Annotated in this window: 20 protein-coding genes; 1 reads left to right on the forward strand and 19 read right to left on the reverse strand. The window is 55.3% G+C overall.

The genetic code is table 11. The annotated features are described in order from the left end of the window. From wcaJ to PUP35_RS14575, 16 genes are all read right to left on the reverse strand, one after another. A complete protein-coding gene (gene wcaJ, locus PUP35_RS14500) occupies positions 1-1395 on the reverse strand; it encodes an undecaprenyl-phosphate glucose phosphotransferase (RefSeq protein WP_115875793.1) in 1395 nt (464 codons plus the stop codon). Between the two features lie 46 nt (positions 1396-1441). Continuing rightward, positions 1442-2812: a colanic acid biosynthesis phosphomannomutase CpsG gene (cpsG, locus tag PUP35_RS14505; RefSeq protein ID WP_047647343.1), complete on the reverse strand. Its 1371-nt coding sequence runs from the start codon at positions 2810-2812 to the stop codon at positions 1442-1444. A gap of 112 nt (positions 2813-2924) precedes the next feature. Then, a complete protein-coding gene (gene cpsB, locus PUP35_RS14510) occupies positions 2925-4361 on the reverse strand; it encodes a mannose-1-phosphate guanyltransferase (RefSeq protein ID WP_274240332.1) in 1437 nt (478 codons plus the stop codon). A 3-nt stretch (positions 4362-4364) separates the two neighbouring features. Further along, complete coding sequence (gene wcaI / locus PUP35_RS14515) at positions 4365-5588, reverse strand: colanic acid biosynthesis fucosyltransferase WcaI (protein ID WP_274240333.1); 1224 nt, start codon at positions 5586-5588, stop codon at positions 4365-4367. After that, complete coding sequence (locus PUP35_RS14520; protein WP_115875796.1) at positions 5585-6064, reverse strand: GDP-mannose mannosyl hydrolase; 480 nt, start codon at positions 6062-6064, stop codon at positions 5585-5587. The genes wcaI and PUP35_RS14520 overlap by 4 nt, the downstream gene beginning before the upstream one ends. Before the next feature lie 2 nt (positions 6065-6066). Next, the gene (gene fcl / locus PUP35_RS14525) at positions 6067-7032 is read right to left on the reverse strand and encodes a GDP-L-fucose synthase (protein ID WP_013097874.1); all 966 of its coding nucleotides are present in this window, start codon (positions 7030-7032) and stop codon (positions 6067-6069) included. Between the two features lie 2 nt (positions 7033-7034). Further along, positions 7035-8156: a GDP-mannose 4,6-dehydratase gene (gmd, locus tag PUP35_RS14530; protein WP_003863514.1), complete on the reverse strand. Its 1122-nt coding sequence runs from the start codon at positions 8154-8156 to the stop codon at positions 7035-7037. Between the two features lie 24 nt (positions 8157-8180). Next, positions 8181-8729, reverse strand: a complete 549-nt coding sequence (wcaF, locus tag PUP35_RS14535; protein ID WP_115875798.1) for a colanic acid biosynthesis acetyltransferase WcaF — start codon at positions 8727-8729, stop codon at positions 8181-8183. A 15-nt stretch (positions 8730-8744) separates the two neighbouring features. Next, a complete protein-coding gene (gene wcaE, locus PUP35_RS14540) occupies positions 8745-9491 on the reverse strand; it encodes a colanic acid biosynthesis glycosyltransferase WcaE (RefSeq protein WP_115875799.1) in 747 nt (248 codons plus the stop codon). A 16-nt stretch (positions 9492-9507) separates the two neighbouring features. After that, positions 9508-10728: a colanic acid polymerase WcaD gene (wcaD, locus tag PUP35_RS14545; RefSeq protein WP_045908624.1), complete on the reverse strand. Its 1221-nt coding sequence runs from the start codon at positions 10726-10728 to the stop codon at positions 9508-9510. Continuing rightward, positions 10703-11920: a colanic acid biosynthesis glycosyltransferase WcaC gene (gene wcaC / locus PUP35_RS14550; protein WP_143345305.1), complete on the reverse strand. Its 1218-nt coding sequence runs from the start codon at positions 11918-11920 to the stop codon at positions 10703-10705. The genes wcaD and wcaC overlap by 26 nt, the downstream gene beginning before the upstream one ends. Further along, positions 11917-12408, reverse strand: coding sequence for a colanic acid biosynthesis acetyltransferase WcaB (gene wcaB, locus PUP35_RS14555; protein WP_274240334.1), 492 nt, complete (start codon positions 12406-12408; stop codon positions 11917-11919). Before wcaB ends, wcaC begins: the two co-directional genes overlap by 4 nt. Continuing rightward, positions 12408-13250, reverse strand: coding sequence for a colanic acid biosynthesis glycosyltransferase WcaA (gene wcaA / locus PUP35_RS14560; protein WP_023312403.1), 843 nt, complete (start codon positions 13248-13250; stop codon positions 12408-12410). Before wcaA ends, wcaB begins: the two co-directional genes overlap by 1 nt. A gap of 65 nt (positions 13251-13315) precedes the next feature. Next, complete coding sequence (wzc, locus tag PUP35_RS14565; RefSeq protein WP_111965784.1) at positions 13316-15478, reverse strand: tyrosine-protein kinase Wzc; 2163 nt, start codon at positions 15476-15478, stop codon at positions 13316-13318. 2 nt (positions 15479-15480) lie between these two features. Further along, a complete protein-coding gene (gene wzb, locus PUP35_RS14570) occupies positions 15481-15924 on the reverse strand; it encodes a low molecular weight protein-tyrosine-phosphatase Wzb (RefSeq protein ID WP_023312405.1) in 444 nt (147 codons plus the stop codon). A gap of 6 nt (positions 15925-15930) precedes the next feature. Then, entirely contained in the window at positions 15931-17070 is a 1140-nt protein-coding gene (locus tag PUP35_RS14575) for a polysaccharide export protein (protein WP_014170829.1), read from the reverse strand. A 692-nt stretch (positions 17071-17762) separates the two neighbouring features. On the opposite strand from PUP35_RS14575, the gene PUP35_RS14580 reads away from it, so the two are divergent. Beyond that, positions 17763-19346 carry a TerC family protein gene (locus tag PUP35_RS14580; protein ID WP_115875802.1) on the forward strand — a complete coding sequence of 528 codons (1584 nt, stop codon included), beginning with the start codon at positions 17763-17765 and terminating at the stop codon, positions 19344-19346. A 90-nt stretch (positions 19347-19436) separates the two neighbouring features. Here PUP35_RS14580 and asmA read toward each other — a convergent pair whose 3' ends face one another. The 3 genes from asmA to udk form a co-directional block, all read right to left on the reverse strand. Further along, positions 19437-21287 carry an outer membrane assembly protein AsmA gene (gene asmA, locus PUP35_RS14585; RefSeq protein ID WP_274240335.1) on the reverse strand — a complete coding sequence of 617 codons (1851 nt, stop codon included), beginning with the start codon at positions 21285-21287 and terminating at the stop codon, positions 19437-19439. Between the two features lie 22 nt (positions 21288-21309). Next, positions 21310-21891, reverse strand: coding sequence for a dCTP deaminase (gene dcd, locus PUP35_RS14590; RefSeq protein WP_111965787.1), 582 nt, complete (start codon positions 21889-21891; stop codon positions 21310-21312). Positions 21892-21982: 91 nt separating this feature from the next. Continuing rightward, on the reverse strand, positions 21983-22624 hold the full coding sequence (udk, locus tag PUP35_RS14595) for a uridine kinase (RefSeq protein WP_008500855.1): 642 nt from the start codon (positions 22622-22624) through the stop codon (positions 21983-21985). Positions 22625-22782 lie beyond the last annotated feature (158 nt).

Raw genomic sequence — 22782 nt, forward strand, 5'->3', positions numbered from 1 at the left:
TTAGTACGCCGCTTTGTTCACGAAACCTTTGAAGATGGTCAGAAAAACAATCTTGATATCGAACCAGATACTCCATTCACGGATGTACTCCAGATCGAATTCGATGCGTTTTTCCATTTTTTCCAGCGTGTCGGTTTCGCCGCGCCAGCCGTTGATCTGCGCCCAACCGGTAATGCCCGGCTTCACCTTATGGCGCAGCATGTAGCCTTCAATCAGCGAGCGGTACTGCTCGTTATGCGCCACCGCGTGCGGACGCGGGCCAACAATCGACATTCCGCCGGTAAAGACGTTGATAAACTGCGGCAGTTCATCCAGCGAGGTACGGCGCAGGAAGTTCCCCACGCGGGTGACGCGCGGATCGTTCTGCGTCGCCTGGGTCACCACCTTGTCATTTTCCATCACCTTCATGGAGCGGAATTTCCACACCATAATCGGCTTACCGTCCATACCGTAGCGGGTCTGGCGGAAAATAACCGGGCCGGGAGAGCTCAGCTTCACCGCCAGGGCAATGCAGCACAGCACCGGGGAGATGAGCAGTAAAATCAGCGAGGAGAGCACGATATCTTCCACGCGCTTGAGCACGCGGTTAATGCCCGACAGCGGGGTGTCGTACAGCGGTACCACCGGCACGCCGTTCACCTCTTCAATGCGTGAATGAAGGATGTTGAAGGTAAAGACGTCCGGGATGAGGATCACCGAACAGGTAGTGTCCGCCAGCTCGCGCATCAGCTGCTTAATGCGGGATTCGTCTCTCATCTGCATGGCGATGTAGACGTTGTGAATTTTACCGGCTTTCGCGTCTTCAATAAGCTGTTCGTAATTGCCCGCCCAGTCCGACGGCACGCCGCCCGGCTTCGCATCGTGGTAAATCCCGACCACTTCAAACCCTAACCACGGCTCTTTGCGGAAGCTGTCGAGCAGAACCTTACCAACCGGCAGATCGCCTGCTACGGCAACGAAGCGACGGTTATAGCCGCGGTTACGCAGCCAGCCCGCACCGAAGCGGATCAGAGAACGGCACACCACCATGCCGACGCTGCTTATTAAATACCAGCAGAGATAGGTGACGAGGCGATTATCAAAATCATGGCTGAACGCCACCAGGCCTGCGCTGAAGATCAGGCTGAGGGTCCAGTTCTGCAGCAGCAGCATCAGTTCGGTGGTCATTTTCACGCCGCGCCACGAGCGGTAGAAATCGGTCATTCCGCCAATCATCTGAAACACGACCAGCGCAATCAGGGCCATCAGCAGATGCATGTATAAGAACGGCAGCCCGCCGATCCGACACACCGCCCACAATCCACCGACCATGATGGTGATATCAGAAAAACGCTGCACCATAGAGATTAACGATGCATTCGTTCTCGCTCGTTCGCGTTTTTTTAGATTCGTCATCGTTGTTCCTGTATTCGGTTCCCCCTCCCACCGGGAGGGGCAAGTATTACTGATTCAACAGCGCCAGAATGTCCTTCGTTCGGGCTTCCATCAGCGCGGTGTCAGCACGGGACTCCACGTTCAGGCGCACCACCGGCTCGGTATTGGACGAGCGCAGGTTAAAGCGCCACTGCGGGAACGCCATGCTGATGCCGTCGGTACGGTCAATTTCCAGCGCGTGAATCGCAAAGTGCTGCTCCACGCGGGCAATCGCCTCGGCCGGCTCCGCCAGCTTGCTGTTGATCTCCCCGCTCGCCGGGAACGCCGCCATACGGTCGCGCACCAGCTCGCCCAGCGTCTGTCCCTTCAGGCACAGCAGTTCGGTCACCAGCAGCCACGGGATCATCCCGCTGTCGCAGTAGGCAAAGTCACGGAAGTAGTGGTGGGCGCTCATCTCGCCGCCGTAGATGGCGTCTTCTTCGCGCATGCGCTCTTTGATGAAGGCGTGGCCGGTTTTGGACATCACCGGCGTGCCGCCCGCCGCTGACACCACGTCGACGGTGTTCCAGGACAGGCGCGGGTCATGAATGATTTTCGCACCCGGGTTTTTCTCAAGGAACGCTTCCGCCAGCAGGCCGACAATGTAGTAACCCTCGATGAACTGCCCTTTCTCGTCGAACAGGAAGCAGCGGTCGAAGTCACCGTCAAAGGCGATGCCCATGTCCGCGCCGTGCTCAATCACCGCGTTGCGGGTGTCGTCGCGGCACTCCGGCAGCAGCGGGTTAGGAATACCGTTCGGGAAGTTGCCGTCCGGGGTGTTGTGCACTTTCACGAAGGTCACCGGCACGTTCAGGGCCTTAAAGCGCGCTTCCAGGGCATCGACAACCGGGCCGGCCGCGCCGTTGCCGGAGTTAATCACCAGCTTCAGCGGCTTCAGGTTTGCCACGTTGATGTAGCCCAGCAGGTGATCGATGTACTCTTTCTGCAGGTTGATTTTTTTGTAGCTGCCGCGCTTCGCCTCGTTCACCGGCGGGAAATCGTTGGCTTCCGCCAGGCGCTGCACGTCGCGCAGGCCGGTGTCGCCGCTGATAGGACGGGCGCCCTTGCGCACCAGCTTCATCCCGTTGTAGTCCATCGGGTTGTGGCTGGCCGTCACTTCGATACCGCCGTCCACGCCCAGGTGGAACGTAGCAAAGTAAATCTCTTCTGTTCCGGAAAGGCCGATGTCCAGCACGTCCACGCCCGCGTCCTGCAGCCCTTTCGCCAGGGCCAGCTTCAGGGATTCACTGGTCAGGCGCACGTCGCCGCCCAGCACGATGGTCTGCGGTTTTAAATATTCGCCGTACGCGCGGCCAATGCGCCACGCGATGTCTTCATTCAGCTCTTCGCCCAGCTTGCCGCGAATATCGTAGGCTTTAAAACAGGTTAATTTTTCCATGATGACCCCTTTTTCAGGCAACAGTCGGCCCTGACCACTAAATGGCCAAATTGATTTTTTTTGTCATTCGCAGGCCCGGTAAGCGTAACGCTACCGGGCATAATGCAGAGTGCTACACCCGCCCGTAGCGGTCCTGGAAGCGCACGATATCGTCCTCTTCCAGATACGAGCCGGAGCGCACCTCAATTAAGTCGAGAGGAATTTTCCCCGGGTTCTCCAGACAGTGCGTCGCCCCCAGCGGAATATAGATGGACTCGTTTTCGCCCAGCAGTTTGACTTCACCGTCGATAGTGACTTTAGCGGTACCCGCAACCACCACCCAGTGCTCGGCGCGGTGATGGTGCATCTGCACCGACAGCCCCTCGCCCGGCTTCACGGTGATGCGTTTCACCTGATAGCGGTCGCCTGCGTCGATGGAGTCATATTTACCCCACGGACGGTAGACTTCGCGGTGAATGTGGTGCTCGTGGCGTCCATCCGCCTTGATCTTCTCCACCACTTTTTTAACGTCCTGCACGGCGTTACGGTCAGCAATCAGCACCGCGTCTTTGGTCTGGACCACCACCAGATCCTTCACCCCAACCGTGGTGACCAGGCCGGACTCGGCGTAGACGTAGCTGTTTTCCGTTTTGTGGCTAATGACATCGCCGTGGTGGACGTTACCCTCCGGGGTATGGGCGCTGATCTCCCACAGGGAGGACCAGGAGCCCACGTCGCTCCAGCCCGCATCCATCGGCACCACGACGGCGTCCGCCGTACGTTCCATCACCGCATAGTCAATGGACTCTTCCGGGCAGGCGAGGAACGCCTCTTCATCCACGCGGATGAAGTCGAGATCCGGGTCCACCACCGCCATCGCTTTTTCGCAGGCGTGCAGAATATCCGGGCGATATTTGCTCAACTCTTCCAGATAGCGTCCGGCGCGGAACAGGAACATCCCGCTGTTCCAGTAATACTCACCGCTGGCGACATACGCCTGCGCGGTTTCCAGATTCGGTTTTTCAACGAACTGCGCCACGTCAAACGCCACGCTGTCGTCTTCACCCGGCGTCACGTTGCCGCGACGGATGTATCCGTAGCCGGTTTCCGGCAGATCCGGCACGATACCGAAGGTCACCAGCTTGCCGTTTTCAGCGTAAGGAATGGCTGCACGCACCGCGTCGCGGAAGGCCTCTTCCTGCTGGATGACATGGTCTGCCGCCAGCACCAGCATCAGGGGGTCACAGTTCGGGCTGCTGCGTTTTGCCGCCAGCGCCGCCAGGGCGATCGCTGGCGCAGTGTTGCGTCCGGCAGGCTCCAGAATGATGTTTTCTGTAAGTTTGTTCAGCTGACGCAGCTGCTCGGCAACGATAAAACGGTGCTGTTCGTTACAGATCACCACCGGGCTTTCACACTCCACGCCGTGGAGACGGTTCACCGTCGTCTGCAGCATGGTGAGATCCCCTTTCAGGCAGAGGAACTGTTTTGGATAGAGCACGCGGGACAGCGGCCACAACCGGCTACCAGAGCCACCAGCCATCACAACCGGATACAAAGTGGTTTGACTCATGATTTATCCCCGTATATCTGCAATAAATTGGCTCAGCACGTTCTCTTTCTCGAGCGTGCGTTCGGCATATTCACGTGCCACCGTGTTCACTTTTGGCATGGCAAGTGCTTGCTCAATTCCGGTGACCAGCGCCGGAACCGATTCCGGCTCTACGCACACCGCAATCCCCGGATAGCTTTCACACAGCTGGCCTAATTCAGTTTCGGCTTCGGCCGTAATCACCGCGTTACCGCCCACGGCCAGAATGTTGGTCAGCTTGGACGGCAGCACCGCATCCGCCGCGCCGCGCTTTTGCACCACCAGATGGCAGTCGCCCATCTTCAGCAGCGCAGGCAATGCCTCGTAAGACTGAAGCGGGAAGAATTTCACGTTGGTCAGGCCGCGAACGCTTACCATTTTTTCCAGCCGCGCTTTTCCACCGCCCTGCCCGACAATCACAAACATCCATGGATGTTCGTTCAGCAGTTGAGCCGCCTCGATCACGCTCTCCAGCCCCTGCTTTTCGCCGATATTGCCTGAGTAAAGAATGATTTTTTGATCTTCAGGCAAACCGAGCTGCGCGCGCAGCGCCTGAGCGTCTTGCTCAGTCACGTCGCGAAAACGCGCCACTTCGGACCAGTTCGGGAAGAAGATCACCTTCTCCGCCGGGACGCCTTTCTCCTGCGCCTTGTTCATCATCGAGCGCGAGATAGTTGAGACGTAATCCACGTTGTGTAAGCCACTGCGCTCAAAGGCGCTGGCGAGCTTCGCCACCTTTCCACCTTTGCTTTTGCCTGCCATCCCCAGGCCCAGCATGGCGTCCACTTCATAATCCTGAATGTGCAGCAGGGTGCGCGCGCCGGAGAGTTTGCCCAGCAGGCGCATGCCCGGCGTGCAAAACAGCGTCGGCACCACGCCGATAATGCGATCCGGCTTCCAGCGCCGCTGCGCCATCAGCGGGAAGAAGCTGCTCAGAGCAAAGCTGCCGAGATGAATCAACCGCTTCAGCGTCGAGGGCTGCTTAGGCACATACAGGGGGCAGCGCCAGACGGTCGCTGCGCCCTCTTCGCGACGGTAGCGCCAGCTTGAGTAGCGCTCCCCCACTTTCCATTCCGGGTAGTACGGCGGCGCGGTAATGACCCGCACGTCATGTCCCTGGCTCGCCATCCACTCGACCATCTCGCCGGTGTATTTCCCGATGCCGGTTAATTCCGGCGAGTAGTTGATTCCGTATACGAGGATCTTCATAAGCCCGGCACCCCGGACTGACGTTCAGCGAGGAAATAGGCGCGACTGTTGTCGTGCACATTATCGCTGGCCAGCAGCGCCTCTGGCGTCTGCCAGCGGTAGTCGTCATGCTGAGAATCAGGCAGACGCAGGTCTGCCTCACTCACCTTCAGGCGGAACCCCAGCACGATGTAGTGCGTGGTGAACCCGGTGCCTGAAAAGTTATCGTCATAGAAGTGCTGCCAGACCCCGTAAAACTGGCCCGCTGCCATCGGCAGCTGCAGACCCAGTTCCGCCAGAGTGAGACGCTCAAACGCATCGGCAAGCGTCTCATCCTTTTGCACGCGCCCACCGGGCACGAACCAGAAGCCCTGCGCAGGACGGTTGGTTCGTTTCCCCAGCAAGAACTCGCCGCGTTCGTTCTCCACGATCAGATCAATTGAGATGAGCGGAGTGGAACGCACTACCGTGGCAAAATCTTCCTGACTTAAAAACATCGTTACCCCCGGAAGCGGTGCTGGTTTTCCAGGAACCACTGGTAGGTACTGGCCAGACCCTGCTCCAGTGACACCTCGTGATACCAGCCCAGCTGATGCAGACGGGTCACGTCCAGCAGCTTGCGCGGCGTGCCGTCCGGTTTCGTGGCGTCAAACACCACGCGGCCTTTATAGCCCACCACCTGCGCGATGGTCTGCGCCAGCTCGCGAATGGTGCAGTCCACGCCGGTACCGACGTTGATGTGCGACAGCATCGGCTCGGTGTTCTCCTGCCACACCTCGCGATCCAGCTCCATCACGTGAATGCTGGCCGCAGCCATGTCGTCCACGTGCAGGAATTCACGCATCGGCGTACCGCTGCCCCACACCACCACGTCCGGGGCGTTCTCGGCAGTCGCCTCGTGGAAGCGACGCAGCAGCGCCGGGATCACGTGCGAGTTGCTCGGGTGGAAGTTGTCGTGCGGTCCGTACAGGTTGGTCGGCATCACCGAACGATAGTCGCGGTTGTACTGACGGTTGTAGGACTCGCACAGCTTGATCCCGGCAATCTTGGCAATCGCGTACGGCTCGTTGGTGGCTTCCAGCGTGCCCTGCAGCAGCTCGCTTTCGGCGATCGGCTGTTTCGCCATTTTCGGGTAAATACAGGATGAGCCGAGGAACAGCAGCTTGTTCACGTTGTGCAGATGCGCCGCGTGAATAATGTTGCTCTCAATCATCATGTTTTCGTAGATGAAATCCGCCGGGTAGGTGTTGTTGGCAACAATGCCACCCACCTTAGCCGCCGCCAGATACACCTGGTCAATGCGTTCGTTCGCAAAGAAGTCCTGTACCGCACGGCTGTCGAGCAGGTTCAGCTCGTCGCGCGTGCGGACAACCACTTCGACGTCACCGCGCTGTTCAAGCTGGCGAACAATCGCGGAACCCACCATTCCGCGATGACCGGCGACAAAAATACGTTGTTTTGTCATTCTCAGGACTCCAGCGCGATGGCAACCTCGTAGCCATGAGATTTGAGCAGGGAGTGTTTTTTCGCTGCTTCAAGATCTTTGGCTACCATCTCGGAAACCATCTCCTGCAGAGTGGTTTCTGGTTTCCAGCCCAGCTTCTCGTGCGCTTTGGTTGGGTCGCCCAGCAGGGTTTCCACTTCAGCAGGACGGAAGTAGCGCGGGTCAACCTGCACAATCACGTCGCCTGGCTTCACGCCCGGTGCGTCATGGCCGGTCACGGAAACCACGATGCCCTTCTCTTCCACGCCGGTGCCTTCGAAGCGCAGCTTGATGCCCAGCTGTGCGGCAGCCATTTCAACGAACTGACGAACGGAGTACTGCACGCCGGTCGCGATCACGAAGTCTTCTGGCTGTTCCTGCTGCAGCATCATCCACTGCATTTTCACGTAGTCTTTGGCATGGCCCCAGTCACGCAGGGAATCCATGTTGCCAAGGTGCAGGCAAGACTCCAGACCCTGCGCGATGTTGGCGATAGCGCGGGTGATTTTGCGGGTCACGAAGGTTTCGCCGCGACGTGGGGATTCGTGGTTGAACAGAATACCGTTACAGGCGTACATGCCGTAGGATTCACGGTAGTTCACGGTGATCCAGTAAGCGTACAGTTTTGCCACCGCGTACGGAGAGCGCGGGTAGAATGGCGTGGTCTCTTTCTGCGGGATTTCCTGCACCAGACCGTACAGCTCAGAGGTGGATGCCTGATAGAAACGGGTTTTCTTCTCGAGGCCCAGGAAGCGAATCGCTTCCAGCAGACGCAGCGTGCCCATGGCGTCAACGTCAGCGGTGTACTCCGGGGATTCGAAGGAGACCGCAACGTGGCTCATCGCGCCCAGGTTGTAGACTTCATCCGGCTGCACTTCCTGCAGGATACGGGTCAGGTTGGAGGTATCGGTCAGGTCGCCGTAGTGCAGGTGGAATTTCGGGTTCGCCGCGTGCGGATCCTGATAGATGTGATCCACACGTTCGGTGTTGAAAGAAGACGCACGACGCTTAATACCGTGTACTTCATAACCTTTTTCCAGCAGTAATTCTGCCAGGTAAGAACCATCCTGCCCGGTAACGCCGGTGATGAGAGCGACTTTAGACATGTTTATATTCCTCTACTTATGAATTTAATCAGTTTCAACGCGTTCGCGTATCACCACTGCGGGGTTGCCACGGCAAACTTTATTTGCCGGTAGCGATTTAAAAACGCTGCTGCGGGCACCGACTACCGTGCCATCGCCAACAGAAACACCCGGTGCAACAAAAACATCCGTTGCCAGCCAGCATTTTTCGCCAATCACAATAGGCGAGGCGGTAATATCAAAATGCTGACTCATAAAGTCATGGCTTCCGGTACACAAATAACATTTCTGTGAAACCACCGAATTTTCGCCAATCGTAATCTCGGCAAGGGTATATAACACCGCGTCATCCCCTACCCAGGCATAATCCCCGAGCGTTAATTTCCACGGATAGGTAATTTTCACCGAAGGCCGAATGACTACGTTTTTTCCTATTTTTGCGCCAAACAGGCGCAATAAAAATGCTCGCCAGCGGTACAGTATTTGCGGTGACCAGGCAAATAAGGTGGCCTGAACGGCCCACCATAGCTGCACTTTAATACCGCCCGCCCCCCGAAAACCTTTCGGTACGGAGAAACCGTTCAGATCCTGCATTATGTTTCCTTATATTCAGGCTTTGTTATATAAGGTTTTCGTTTTACTCGTGGTGCGCACGCGTAAAAAATAAGATAATTCCGCCCAGAACCCCGGCACACGTAATATTTTACGCTGTACATTTTTCGCATCCTGGCACAACTCCAGATTATTCGAGGTTGACACGCCGCCCATCGAAAATTCAGATACCAGCCCTTTAATTCGGCGGAACGGGTAACCTGACTTATACAGACTGGCTGCCAGCGCATAATCGGATGACACTTTATACTGCAAATCGTAAGGCTGTTTTTTCAGACCTTTTACCGGAAAGAAAATGGCCTGATGGCTGGCGGGCAAACTATGGTAGATATACCAGCCCGGCTTCGCGCTGCGGCACACTTTATGTCCGTCGCCAAAATCAAGCAGCGCATCGCCAATATACATGGCGTCCTCTTTCTGGCGCGCCAGCTGACGGGCAAACAGCGCCACGTCGTCATGGAAAATATCACCCGAATTCAGGAAGATGGCATAACGGCCTTGCGCCATATTGATGCCTTTGTTCATCGCATCGTAGATGCCTTTATCTTTCTCGCTGATGTAGCGTAAGTTGAACTCACCGTTGAGTTTTTCCAGAAACTCCGCCGTGCCATCGTTCGAGCCGCCGTCGACCACAATCCACTCAAAGGTGAGGCTTGGATCGCGTGCCAGGTTGCGCAGCGAGCGCCAGGTTTTTACCACCCCTTCGTAATTACGAAAAGCGACAGTAATGACGCTAAGAAACATAAATCACCTCATTTCGTCATACATTCGTAATATTAAGCGCTTTGCGCAGAATAAACGGACAGACAATCAAGAAAGCATATTCCGGGCTAAATATTGACCCGGTAAAAAACAGCGACACCGGCGTAAACAGATAAAGCTGAACGCGAAAGTTCTGGTTATCACCAAACGCGTTAATCATCATTTTGAAAACTTTAAACAGATACCACAGCGTCAACAGTACGGCGAACCACGAAAAATAAATAATTAACAGATACAGACCATTGTCTATGGTTTTACCGACATCCGCACCGTTAAAGATTCCGAATGATGCAACATATTCGTAAAGTGAGCCGAATCTTACTACACCATCAATATGGGTTAAGGAATAACCCACCATCACCAGCGGTCCAATGATGCGATAATAGGACGAAGACCCTTCCGTTCCCAAATCACCCAGACGTTCTGAGATGTACGGGAAGGCAAATATCACGCCCACCATAAATACCGTCAGGGAGATAATCGCCAGCGGCAGTTTTTTCTTAATCGCATCTTTGTTCAGGTACTGAAACGCCCATTCCAGCAGGTAAAACAGGATAAATGTCATTACCCCTGAGAACGATCCAGACAGAACAATTCCTGCAAGAATCATAGCATCGGTCTTAGGCGTTTTGATACCAAACTGTTTGATGCTGAGCCAAATTGAGATTAACGCCAGAGCGAAAAACGCCGGTTCAAAATAGAGGGCCGTGGTACGCTTCCCGCCGAACTTGATGAAGTTCAATACATAGCTGTTGCTGTAAATGAGATATTTCGAAATTATCTCCATCAGGCTGCTGCCGCCGGTAAGAATAATTTGCGCCATCTCCATGGCAGCAAGCATAACAATTAACGCAACGGCAATATAAAAGAACCTGAGGATTTTCCGATAATTGTGTGGAGAAATCGTTTTGAAGCGAATACTCCAGACCATTCCGATAATAATAACGATATAAACAAACAGCATGGTCGAGGTGACGTATTTACTGGCATCCAGCGACTGGCCAAAGATGTAGTTAAACAGCGTCAGGCCCGTGCCCAACCCTAAGGCAATCATCAGCTTCTTAAGGTTGATTTTATCGACATACAGCAAAAGCAGAACGGGCAAGAAGGTGACGATGGTTATCGGAAAGCTTTCGCCGAGCTGGGCAATTTTGACGTTGACCAGCAGGTAGATCAGCGGCAGCAGCAGATAACTACAGATTCTGATAGAACGAGACATATTCCTCCAGCATCTGTTGTCCACTGTAGGCCTTGCGGCTGCGGTTGCGGAACGATTCCAGGTCAGTGCCAAAAACGGCCTGAGCGATCTGCGCCTTCGGCAGCTGAACCAGCGGCAGAACCTCCTGCTCGGCAAAAGTTTTGCCGCCGGATTTTTCCAGCACTTCACGTGCCGCATCGCTGTGGGTGGCAATCACCGGCACGCCGATAGAGAGCGCTTCGCAGAGGATCAGCGGGTAGTTATCCACGCGTGAACTAAATACCAGCGCATCCATTTCATTAAGCGCGCTCATCAGCTTGCGCTTATCGGTTTCAAACCCGTGGTTCACCACGTTAGCCCCTTCGAACGGGGAAAATTTGCCGAAGGTATGAAGCTCAATTTTGTCACCCAGCGCCATCATGTCGCGCACCAGCTGCTGGTTGGTTTTCCCGTCGTAGCGCAGGTCATGCGCAACGATAGCGATTTTCGGTTTGCCCGCGGTTTCTGCCACCGGCGTCAGCTCGGCGAGAATGGCTTCCGTCGCCACGTCGATGCCGTTGTTGATAATCTGACAGCGCCCTGCCCCGTACAGGCTGTTGAAGGCATCGGCCACGTGCTGGCTCGGGGAGATAAACGTACAGCCGAGCGACAGCATGTCGCGGAAAAGCTGGCGCTTTCCGGCGACCAGCTGATGCGCGCGATCCACCTTCACCGGCGGGTAGTTGCTTAATGTGGGGCACTTCTGGCAGTTATCTTTCCAGCCTTCGCAGCCGTCGGTAAACGCACAGCGTCCGGTTACGCTCCAGTGATCGTGCAGCGTCCAGACGAAGCGGGTGTCGGGCTTGTGGGCCTGCACCTTCTGACAGAACGCCACCACCTCTTCCAGATTCAGCCAGTAGCTGTGCAGCACGTGAAAATGCAGCACAACCGGGCCGGTGGTACGGGTTACCGTGCGGTACAGCGTGTTCAGGTTGCCAAACAGATCGCGGTTAAACAGACGGAACAGCGCAATGTTAGCAATCGAGGTCAGGCGCGGCGTGTGCTTATGCACCTGCGGGAAATTATCGTGGCTAACGCTTTTCTTGCCGCCTTTGCCATAGCCGTAAATAAAACGAGACTGGAGTCCTTTTTGCAGCGCGCGCTGGTGCAGATCCAACGCCACCCCTGCCGCTCCGCCTTCTGCGAGGCGTACGTTAAATTGCAGAATGTTCATTTAATCACCTTCATGCGGGCTTTTTCTCCCACCACCAGCGCGTTATCCGGAATGCTGTCCAGCACCACGCTGCCAGCACCAATCGTGACGTTATTACCAATCGTAATGTCACCGATGATCACCACGTTCGCGCCCAGCTCGACGTTATTGCCGATAACCGGGCAGGCCAGGCTGTCCGGCCCGCGGTTGCCAATGGTCACCCCATGGCGGATGGTGAAATCATCCCCGGCAACCACGAACTTGTTGATCACCACCGCATAGCCGTGATGGATGGTAAAACGGCGGCCAATGGTGGCAGCGGCCTGAATTTCATAGCCAAAAAAGCATTCGGTAATGATGCGGTACAGCACCAGCACGGGTGCCGCCCAGATATTGTTCAGCACATTTTTCTTGCGCCACACCGAGCAAAAGTGCGCGATGCGGTACGCCAGAACCATGCAGCACGGACGCAGGCTCCAGCTGTTAGCGCGGCAATCTTCCAGAAACATTATTTCCCCCGAAGCCCATCAGCCAGACGCTTGCCGTTACGCACGGACAGCAGCGTCAGCAGCGTGCGCCAGTTCATGCGCTTATTGCGGATCTGATAGAGGGTAAAGAGCTGATATTTACGGCTGGCACGGTCAAACTTGTCCTTGTGCTTGCGGTAAAAATGGAAGTAGCCGGAGAACTTCTTCGGCGAGGAGGTGATTTGCATCTCCCCGTGGTTGATGTGCAGGATTTGCGTAGCCTCTTCCACTTTCCACGGCTCGCCGTATTCCACCACCATTCGCAGGAAGATATCGTAATCCTGCGCGGCCTTGAGTTCGGTATCGAACAGGCACTCTTTGAAGCGCCACGCCCAGGTGAATACCTGGTTACCAATAATGTTGCGCTTGTAGAACAGGCGGCGTGAGTACGGTGATTTCGGGTACAGCGGCAGGCTGGCGGGCTGCGAGTAAACCTCGCCCTGGCAGACATAGTCGTTGGCGTACAGGAAAGCGTGCGTAACCAGCTGTTCTTTATGCGACAGGAAAATAGACAGGCGGTTAGGCGTCCATTCGTCATCGTCGTCGATTCCGGTGAGATACTGCCCTTTGGCCTGCATAATCGCCTGATTACGCACCGCACAGGCGCCGGAGTTGATGGCGTTGTGGGTATAGACCACCCGCGGGTCGTTGAGGTCAGTCACAAACTTTTGCAGCTGTTCATACGAGGAAGAGCAGTCATCAACGATGATCAGCTCCCAGTTATCGTAATCCTGACGTAACACCGACTTGATTGCGCGGATCGCCAGCTGCTGACGATTCCATGTCGGCATATAGATTGAAACTAAAGGGCGTTGTGTGGTCATGATCTTCCCCTGATCCCTCACCCCGCCCCTCTCCCCTCGGGAGAGGGTTAGGGTGAGGGGGATTGTTATTTGCTGTCAGACTTATATTCGTACTCGTAATACCCGTAATCCTGGTACCCGGTCGCGCGGCGGAAGATGGAGTTCAGGATCACCCCTTTCACCTCAATCCCGTTCTGCTCGAAGCGGCTCAGGCTGGTTTCCACCTCTTTGAGGGTATTCACCGCGTAACGCGCCACCATTAGCGTCGTACCCGCATGGCGACCCACAACGGCAGCGTCGGTCACGGCAAGAATCGGCGGCGTATCGATCAGCACCAGGTCGTAGTTTTTGCTCGCCCACTCCACCAGTTCGGTGAAGCGTTCGCTCATCAGCAGTTCGGACGGGTTAGGCGGCACCTGACCGCGTGGGATCAGATCGAATTTCGGCACCGTTGTAGGTTTCGCGCTCTGGCTGATGTCACCTTTACCGAGCAGGATTTCCGACAGACCGTTAACGTTGTTGGTGCCCAGCAGTTCGTGGGTGTAGCCCTTACGCATATCGCAGTCGATCAGCAGCACGCGCTTGTTGGTCTGGCTGACAACGGCCGCCAGGTTGGCGCAGACGAAGGTTTTACCGATTGACGGGCTAACGCCGGTTAACATCAGGACGTTGTTTTTGGCCTGCATCATCGCGAAGTGCAGGCTGGTGCGCAGGCTGCGGATCGCTTCGATAGCAAGGTCGGTTGGGTTACCCACCGCCAGAAGCTGGCTCTGTTTGTAACGCTTAACGCCCTTGATGGTTTTCACGCTGTCACGGGATTTTTGCCACTCAGACAGCGGAATGCTGGCATAGACGTTGATACCGCTCTCTTCCAGCACCTGCGGGCTTTCGATTCCGCGGTTGAACAGCGAACGCAGCAGTACACCGACGATGGAGAGCATCAGGCCGAGAATAATACTGCCGAGAATAATCAGCGCTTTCTTCGGCTTCAGCACCCCTGGCTGGGTAATCGCCGGATCGACGATACGCACGTCACCGACGGTACTGGCTTCGGTGATTTTCAGCTCCTGCTGCTTGTTCAGCAGCTGCATGTAAACCTGCTGTCCGGACTCCACGTCGCGGGTCAGACGCACGATCTCCTGCTGCGTTTTCGGCATCGCGGTCACGCGGTCATTGAGCTTCGCCTTCTCCTCTTCCAGCGTACGGCGTTTCTCCAGCAGCGTGCGGTAGGCCGGGTGGCGTTTGGTATAAAGCTTGGAAATTTCCGCCTCTTTGAAGGTCAGCTCGTTGAGCTGCGCATCAATGTTGACCATCGAATCAAGGACTGATTTTGCCTCCAGCGGCAGGTCAACGGAGTCTTTATCCTGACGATAAGCGTTCAGCTTGTTCTCGGCTTCATCCAGATGGGCGCGCACTTCCGGAAGCTGTTTTGACAGGAACGCCAGGCTTTTCGCCGCTTCCGCCGACTTACGCTCGACGTTCTGCTCAAGGTAGTTGCGGGTAATGCTGTTCAGGATGTCGCGGATTTGATCCTTATCTTCACCGGTAAAGGTCATGCTCAGCACGCCGGTGTCCTTACCGTTTTCGGTGACGGTCAGGTTGTTTTGCAGATTGTTGATCATCCCCAGCGTGGAGAATTTGGTGACGGTGAATTCACCGCCCTCCTGGGCGTTAATCGCGCTGACCATCATGCTGACGCCGTCTTTGGTCAGCATCTGCCCCACTTCACCGCGGGCGCTAAAACCTGCGTCGCTGGTTAGCTGATACTGTTTCGGGCCAAGCACCGTCAGGGTAAACGTCTGATCGGCAGCCCCTTTCGGCAGCACGAAGTCAGTGACTTTCACCGTGTCATTGCTTCGCCCCATCAGACGGTCCCAGCCGGCACCAAAGACTGGGAAGGTATTTTTGGTAACGGAGATATCGAGCCCGAGATCGTGAACCGTTTTACCCAGCACCAGACGTGACTGGATGAGCTGAATTTCAGCGTCGGATGCCGGCGGCTTGTTCGCCAGCGCGGAGCCGATATCCTGCACCAGCGAGTTACCGGTATTCTGCTCGATCTGCACCAGCGCGTCGGCGCTGTAGATAGGGGTGGCGAACAGCGTATAAACGACGGCCGCCGCGGCGAATACGGCGGTAATGCCAAGCACCCACCACTTTGCCTCTACAACAGTGCCGACCAGGCGCCCAATATCAATTTCATCACTGCCCGAAGTCGGGGCGGCAGAAGGTCTTGTTTTTTCTGTCATTGTTATCCCTGCTGAACTTTCAGTGCCTGCGCCCACTGTTGGGCAGACTGGTCAAGTAAGGTGTAAACCGCCTCAAAGGCCTCATGGCTTTTGCGATACGGATCGGGGATTTCACGTTCATTGTCCCAGTGACCAAACAGCATCACCTTGCCGCGCATCTCCGGAGCGATATCGCACAGCGCATGAATATGGCGTTTTTCCATCGTCAGGATCAGGTCATACTCCCGGCACATGCGGCCAGTGACCTGGCGGGCCACGTGACCGTCAAGAGAGAGGTGATGATCCCGCGCTACGCTCGTTGCGCGCTCATCGGCACCTTTACCGACCAGTGCACCCAGCCCTGCCGAATCAACGGTCAGTTCGGGCTGGTAGTGTTTCAACAACCGCTCAGCCGTAGGGGAACGGCAAATGTTCCCCACGCATACCACCAGAATTTTGTTAAACATCGCGGATTACCAGGTATGAATGTCGCGCGCCGTATCCGTCATGTAGCGAACGCCACTGATGGTTGGCAGCAACTGGTTGATCAGACGGTTCCAGCGGGCAACCGGCGCGGTGGTGACGTACACCACATCGTATGGCTGGAGACGGAACTCCGTCGCCATCACCAGAGAGGTCGCATCGGACATATCCAGCTGGTAGATGTTGGCAATCTTGCCTTTCGCGCTGCCCTCACCTTTCAGCGGACGGATCACGAAGATACCGGTCGCGTTAGAGGTCGTCAGATCGATACCCTCAGCATTGCCCAGCGCTTCGGTCAGCGTCATACCGCTGAAGTCCATCTTGAGGGTGCTCTGTTTCTTCACTTCACCCATCACGAAGACTTTCAGATCGTCATTGCGCGGCACGTAGAGAATGTCGCCCGGATAAAGCAGGCGGTTCTGGGTCAGATCGCCGTTTTGCATCAGCGCCTGCAGCGAAATGCGCTGCTCCTTCCCGTTGTGGGTGAGCACGACGTTGCGCCAGTCGGCGCCGTCGGTTAACCCGCCCGCGGCGTTGATGGCATCCAGTACGGTCAGAGGAACGTTGGTGATGGCCTGCTGGCCGGATTTGTTCACCTGGCCGGAGATATAGGCTTTTTGCGAGCGGAATGCGGCGATATTAACGTCCACCTGCGGATCGGCGATGTACTGCGCTAAGCGGCCGGTAATATCACTACGGATCTCGGCAAGCGTTTTCCCCGCAACATGGACTTTACCAATGTAGGGATAGAACATGGTGCCATCTGACTGCACCCAGTTACCGGTGTCGCTTGAGCTGCGGTACTGGCCCGCAGGCGTGGTCAGTTCGGGGTGGTCCCAGACGGTCACGTTGATCACGTCACCCGGCCCCACGCGATACTGGTAGGACGCAATTTCCTGGTCCAGCGACATATTCGGCTGGGCAACATTCGGACGTGGACGTAATTGTTCGACCAGACGAGGCGTAAGTGGATAAACATTCACCATTTTGTCGAGATCAAAATCGGCATCCTGTTGCTTGATCACATCCTTACCCATTGTTGACATATTGCTGCCGGGAAAGACCGTGCAACCACTCATCAAGGTCACAGACACCAATAATGGCATCAATTTCATTTTGGATTTCATCATTGATTATTTATCACTTTGGCAGAGTAATTATCCTGTGCAATTTAAATAAGCTCGAGTCGTATTGGGTTTCAGCATGCAGTTAATCAAATAGAAATATAACTGGCATCAGTCCTAAAAAAAGCTTATTCATCCATTGGCTCTTGACAGAATAATCGAGGCTGATTCACACGCTTTCAGGCACGCTACCGCCCTTGGCTTTCAGTTACCAATCCACTGACTAAACAATGTGTTATGGATAGACACCCTCTTGAGCAAGGTCTTCTGGAAATATATCAGTCGCTTGAGAAACCCGACGAATAATGAATAACCATCCCTGAAGACCGAACATTAATAGCAACACCGAGATTTAACATTTGATGCTGGGAGAATTGTTGCAGCTAACCTAATAGCAGGCAAGGAGACAACTGTCCTAATATCGGTTTTTAAGATTAATATTAATAGCAAATTTTTGACCTTTTAGGATTTTCTTTATATTGACAAAATGAAAGCAAAAATCATCACCTGCGATATATCCTAAAATGCTTTCCCTGTAATTAAATATACGTATTTCGCTTATTTACAGATTATTGAGAATGCTCTCTTTTTTACCCGTCGTATTAAGAGAAATCTCAGCCCGGCATTGCAATTTCCCCCAGCTTTATCCATGATCGAAGTGTGACATTTGTCATATTACAGAAGGTATTGCTATTACTATGGAATGGATTGCCGATCCCTCAATCTGGGCCGGGCTGGTTACGCTGGTCGTCATCGAGCTGGTGCTCGGGATTGATAATCTGGTCTTTATCGCCATCCTCGCTGAAAAACTGCCTCCTTCCCAGCGCGACCGCGCGCGCGTAACGGGTCTGCTGCTGGCAATGGTGATGCGGCTACTGCTGCTGGCCTCTATCTCCTGGTTGGTGACACTCACTCAGCCTCTGTTCTCCATTCACGGTCTGAGCTTTAGCGCCCGCGATTTGATCATGCTCTTCGGCGGGTTGTTCCTGCTGTTTAAAGCCACGGTGGAGCTCAACGAGCGGCTGGAGGGCAAAGACAGCGAGAACCCGACCCAGCGCCGCGGGGCGAAATTCTGGCCGGTGGTGGCTCAAATCGTGGTGCTGGATGCGGTCTTCTCCCTTGACTCGGTGATCACCGCCGTCGGGATGGTGGACCACCTTGCGGTGATGATGGCCGCAGTCATAATTGCCATCACGCTGATGGTAATGGCCAGCAAGGCGCTGACCCGCTTCGTGAACAGTCACCCGACCATCGTGATCCTCTGTCTGAGCTTCCTGCTGATGATTGGCTTTAGCCTGGTGGCCGACGGCTTTGGCTTCCATATTCCGAAAGGCTACCTGTATGCCGCCATCGGATTCTCCGTCATGATTGAAGCGCTTAACCAGCTGGCGATATTTAACCGCCGCCGCTTCCTTTCCGCGAATCAGACCCTGCGTCAGCGCACGGCCGACACGGTTATGCGCCTGTTAAGCGGTAAGAAAGAGGATGCCGAGCTGGACGCCGAATCCTCCGCCATGCTGGCCGATCACAGCGACGGGCAGATCTTTAACCCGCAGGAACGGCTGATGATTGAGCGGGTGCTCAATCTCAATCAGCGGACGGTTAGCAGCATCATGACATCGCGACATGACATTGAACATATCGACCTGACGGCCCCGGAAGCGCACGTTCGCGCCCTGCTGGATAAAAACCAGCACACCCGCGTGGTGGTGACCGGCGGTGAAGAGGAAGATGAGCTGCTGGGCGTGGTGCACGTTATTGACCTGCTCCAGCAGCAGCTTCATGGTGAGCCGCTCAATCTCCGCGTCCTGGTTCGCCAGCCGCTGGTATTCCCGGAAGGGCTACCGCTGCTTTCCGCCCTGGAGCAATTCCGTAACGCGCGCACGCACTTTGCCTTTGTAGTAGATGAGTTTGGTTCAGTGGAAGGGCTGGTCACGCTCAGCGACGTGATGGAAACGATCGCCGGGAATCTGCCTAACGAGGTGGATGAGATTGACGCGCGCCACGACATTCAGAAAAACGCAGACGGCTCCTGGACGGCTAACGGCCACATGCCGCTGGAAGACCTGGTGCAATACGTGCCGCTGCCGCTGGATGAAAAACGGGAATATCACACCATTGCCGGCCTGCTGATGGAGTACTTGCAGCGTATCCCGCAGCCGGGAGAAGAGGTTCAGGTGGGAGACTATCTGCTCAAAACGCTGCAGATTGAAAACCATCGCGTGCAGAAGGTTCAGCTCATTCCGCTGCGGGATGAAGAAGAACTGGATTTTGAGGTATAAAAAAGCCGGGTGGCGCTTCGCTTACCCGGCCTACGATGTTCGGTTTTTGTAGGCCGGGTAAGGCGAAGCCGCCACCCGGCGCAACGGACATCACAGCTTATCCAGCAGCTTCTTCACATCCTTGCCGTCCTGTGAATCTTTATTACGATCCGCCCAGCCGCTAAGCCGACGTTTCGCTTCATCCTGCAGATGCTTGCGCAGGATCTGATCCACCTGCAGGCTGTAATTCAGTGCCTGCCATTTGCCGTATACGGTCAGCGGGACCGGCGTCTCTTTCAGGAAGTCGATGAGCTTGCTTTCACCCTGCCAGCCGGAAAGTACCCGAACGTTAAAGCGCGTATCCGCCGTCTCTTTCACCAGATCCAGCTTGCCTTCACCGGTCACTGATAAGAGTGAAGAGGCGCCCTGCATTCCGTCGAGAGTAAGCTGGCCGTTGTCCAGCGTCAGGTCCGCGGTGAAGCTCTCGAGGCGGGTGGCGCTGTCGTAGTTATCCTGGGCTTTTACATCGCTGCTGCGCTCAACCGCCTGCTGCACCAGCTGCTGGAAGTTAAGCCCTTCCATACGGGAATTTTTCAGATCGAGATGCGCCTGCCCCTGCCACTCGCGGCGGAAAGCATCGGCATCAATTTGCGAACCTGAGAAGTCACCCGCGAGCGTCAACTGCCCCGTCAGGGATATCGGGTAGTTAAAAGCCTTCAGGATGGTGCCTATCTCAACATTGTCGAGACGCGGCTGGAATTCGGCGCTGGCAACGTCTTTACGGACATCCAGCGTACCGGGCAGCGAGAGGTTCCCTGCGCCCATCTTACCGCTCAGTTCGGAGATCACCAGCAAACCGTTATGGTTAAACATCTGGCTGCTCACGTCGGTAAAGTCCATGCCTCGCCAGCGCAGGCTATTGGCTTTCAGCAGAATATCCGCCGTGAATCCACGCAGGGCGTTATAGTCGGGCTGATCGAGATTAGACGAGATAACCGGACGTGATACCGGAGCCTGGCTTTGCCCCGTCTGCGTGGCATCGCTGTCCGTGGCGCTGGCTGGCAGAGGCGGCAACAGGTTTTCAAGGTTGAACCTGTCAAACTGCAGATTCAGCACCCACTTCGGCTTTTCTTCGAGCGTGACGCTCGCCTGCCCCTTCAGGCTACTGTCATTAGCCTGCAGATTGAGATTATCCAGCTCCAGCTGTTTTTGTTCTTCGCGCCATACGGCCTGCAGCGTTCCCTGCCCGGCGATGCCCTGGGCGGGAAGATCGGCCCCCGTCAGCTGCCAGTTAAGCTGCTGGATATCAGCCGTGAGCTGATGCGGGTAGTCTGACGCATTCACATTCGCATTCAGCGACAGGGTCAAATCACGCTGATCGCGATTCACGCGCCCGCTAAACTCTACCGTCGCAAAGTGGTGAGCATCCTGTTCCATCTGTAGGTTAATGTCGCGAACGGTCACCTGCTCCTGGTGTTCATGCTGGAAAACCAACACGCTATCGGCAACTTTCAGCTTGCCGATATCAAAGGACCAGCCAGTATCGGACGGCTCATCAGGCAGGGTATTCTCGCGCGGCGCGACCGGCGCATTTGCATCACGCACGGCTTCGGTTTGTGGGGTGAGCTGAATCACCGCGCCTTTCAGCATCACCTGCTTAACCTGCAGCTGATGGGAAATGAGCGGGATCAGCGCCACATCGAGGCGCATGTTGTCTGCGGACACCAGCGGCTGGGACGCTCCCGGCGCGGTGAGCGACATGCGGCCAGAGAGAATGCTGAGCTGCGGCCAGACGTGCCAGCGCAGCGGCCCGTCAAGATTCAGTTGATAACCACTGCGTGCCTCGACCTGCCGCACCATGTAAGCGCGGAAATCGTTGGGGTTAACCAGCAGAACCAACGCCGAAAGGCCAGCCACCAGCACCACCAGCAAAATCATCAGCGTTGTCAGAACTCTTCTCATGGCATCCTCAATGGGCTAACGATCAGTCTTTATCAATGCGGCTGGCAACCGCGCCCTGCTGGTCGCGATATTTTGCGTCCTGGCGACGGTTATAAGGACGATCTGCCGGGCCTGACAGCGGTTCAAAACTTAACGCGCCGATCATCATTCCCGGCCGCAGCGCCAGCGGCAATTTACCGGCATTGAAGAATTCCAGCACAATACGCCCCGACCAGCCTGGATCGATACGGTGCGCGGTCACGTGAACCATCAGCCCCAATCTCGCCAGCGAAGAACGGCCATCAAGCCAGCCGACCAGGTCCGCAGGCAGGGTTACAGATTCAAACGTCACCGCCAGGGCCAGTTCACCCGGATGCAGATAGAAAGCTTCGCCCTCGTCGATAACGATTTCGTCACTCATCACACGATCGAGCGCAGCGCTGACTTCGTCCTTCGGCCCGCTGAGGTCAATGAACGGTGCGGTATGGCCGCTGAAGGTGCGGAATTTATTCCCCAACCGTACATCAACGGTCACACCATTGATACGCTCAATGGGTGGACGTGGGGTAATAGACAAACGGCCTTCATCCAGCCAGGCTTCTATATCGCGATCACAAAGACGCATGGCACTTTCTCCTTTCATGCATCGTACCCTGAGGCGGTAAGCGCTCAGGGTAAAACCAGGTTATCTCTGAACGGTACACAATTCACGCGGCTTATTCAAAAAACTGGCTGATTTTCGCTTTTAAGATATCTATAGCAATGCGGTTTTTACCCCCGCGCGGCACAATGATATCGGCGTATTGTTTGGATGGCTCAATAAACTGCAGGAACATCGGGCGAACCGTTTTCTGGTATTGCGCCATGACGGAGTCCATCGAACGGCCGCGCTCATTCACGTCACGCTTGATGCGGCGCATCAGGCAGATATCCAGCGGAGTATCAACGAAAATCGAGAAGTTCATGGATTCACGCAGGCGGGCGTCGGTCAGAAGCAGGATGCCTTCGAGGATAATGACCTTTTTCGGCTCGATGCGGATGGTTTCCTGGGTGCGGGTGTGTTCTACGTAACTGTAAACGGGCAGTTCAATCGCCTGGCCGCTTTTGAGCGCTTCTAAATGCTGGAACAGCAAGCTGTGATCCATTGCATTTGGGTGGTCATAGTTCGTTTTAACGCGCTCTTCCATCGACAGATGGGATTGATCTTTGTAATAGCTGTCTTCGGGAATGACGCCGATATGCTCATCACCTACTTGTTCACGCAGTTCGCGATAAAGCGTACTGGCAATTAGACTTTTACCTGAAGCCGATGCGCCGGCGATGCCTATAATGACGCACTGATGAGACTTATCAGTCATAAATTTAGCGACCTGATTAACCTGGATGTTAAGGAAGGACGACGCCGGAGCGTCAAACGCGGCAATTATAGGGATTTCGCGGGCGTGATACCAGTCGAATGCACAGGTTCTGCGAGACTGGCCTAAAAGTGACGTCTTATTCCCTGAGTGAAATTTAA

The sequence above is a fragment of the Enterobacter sp. S-33 genome, from assembly GCF_028735835.1.
Classification (GTDB): Bacteria; Pseudomonadota; Gammaproteobacteria; order Enterobacterales; family Enterobacteriaceae; genus Enterobacter; species Enterobacter vonholyi.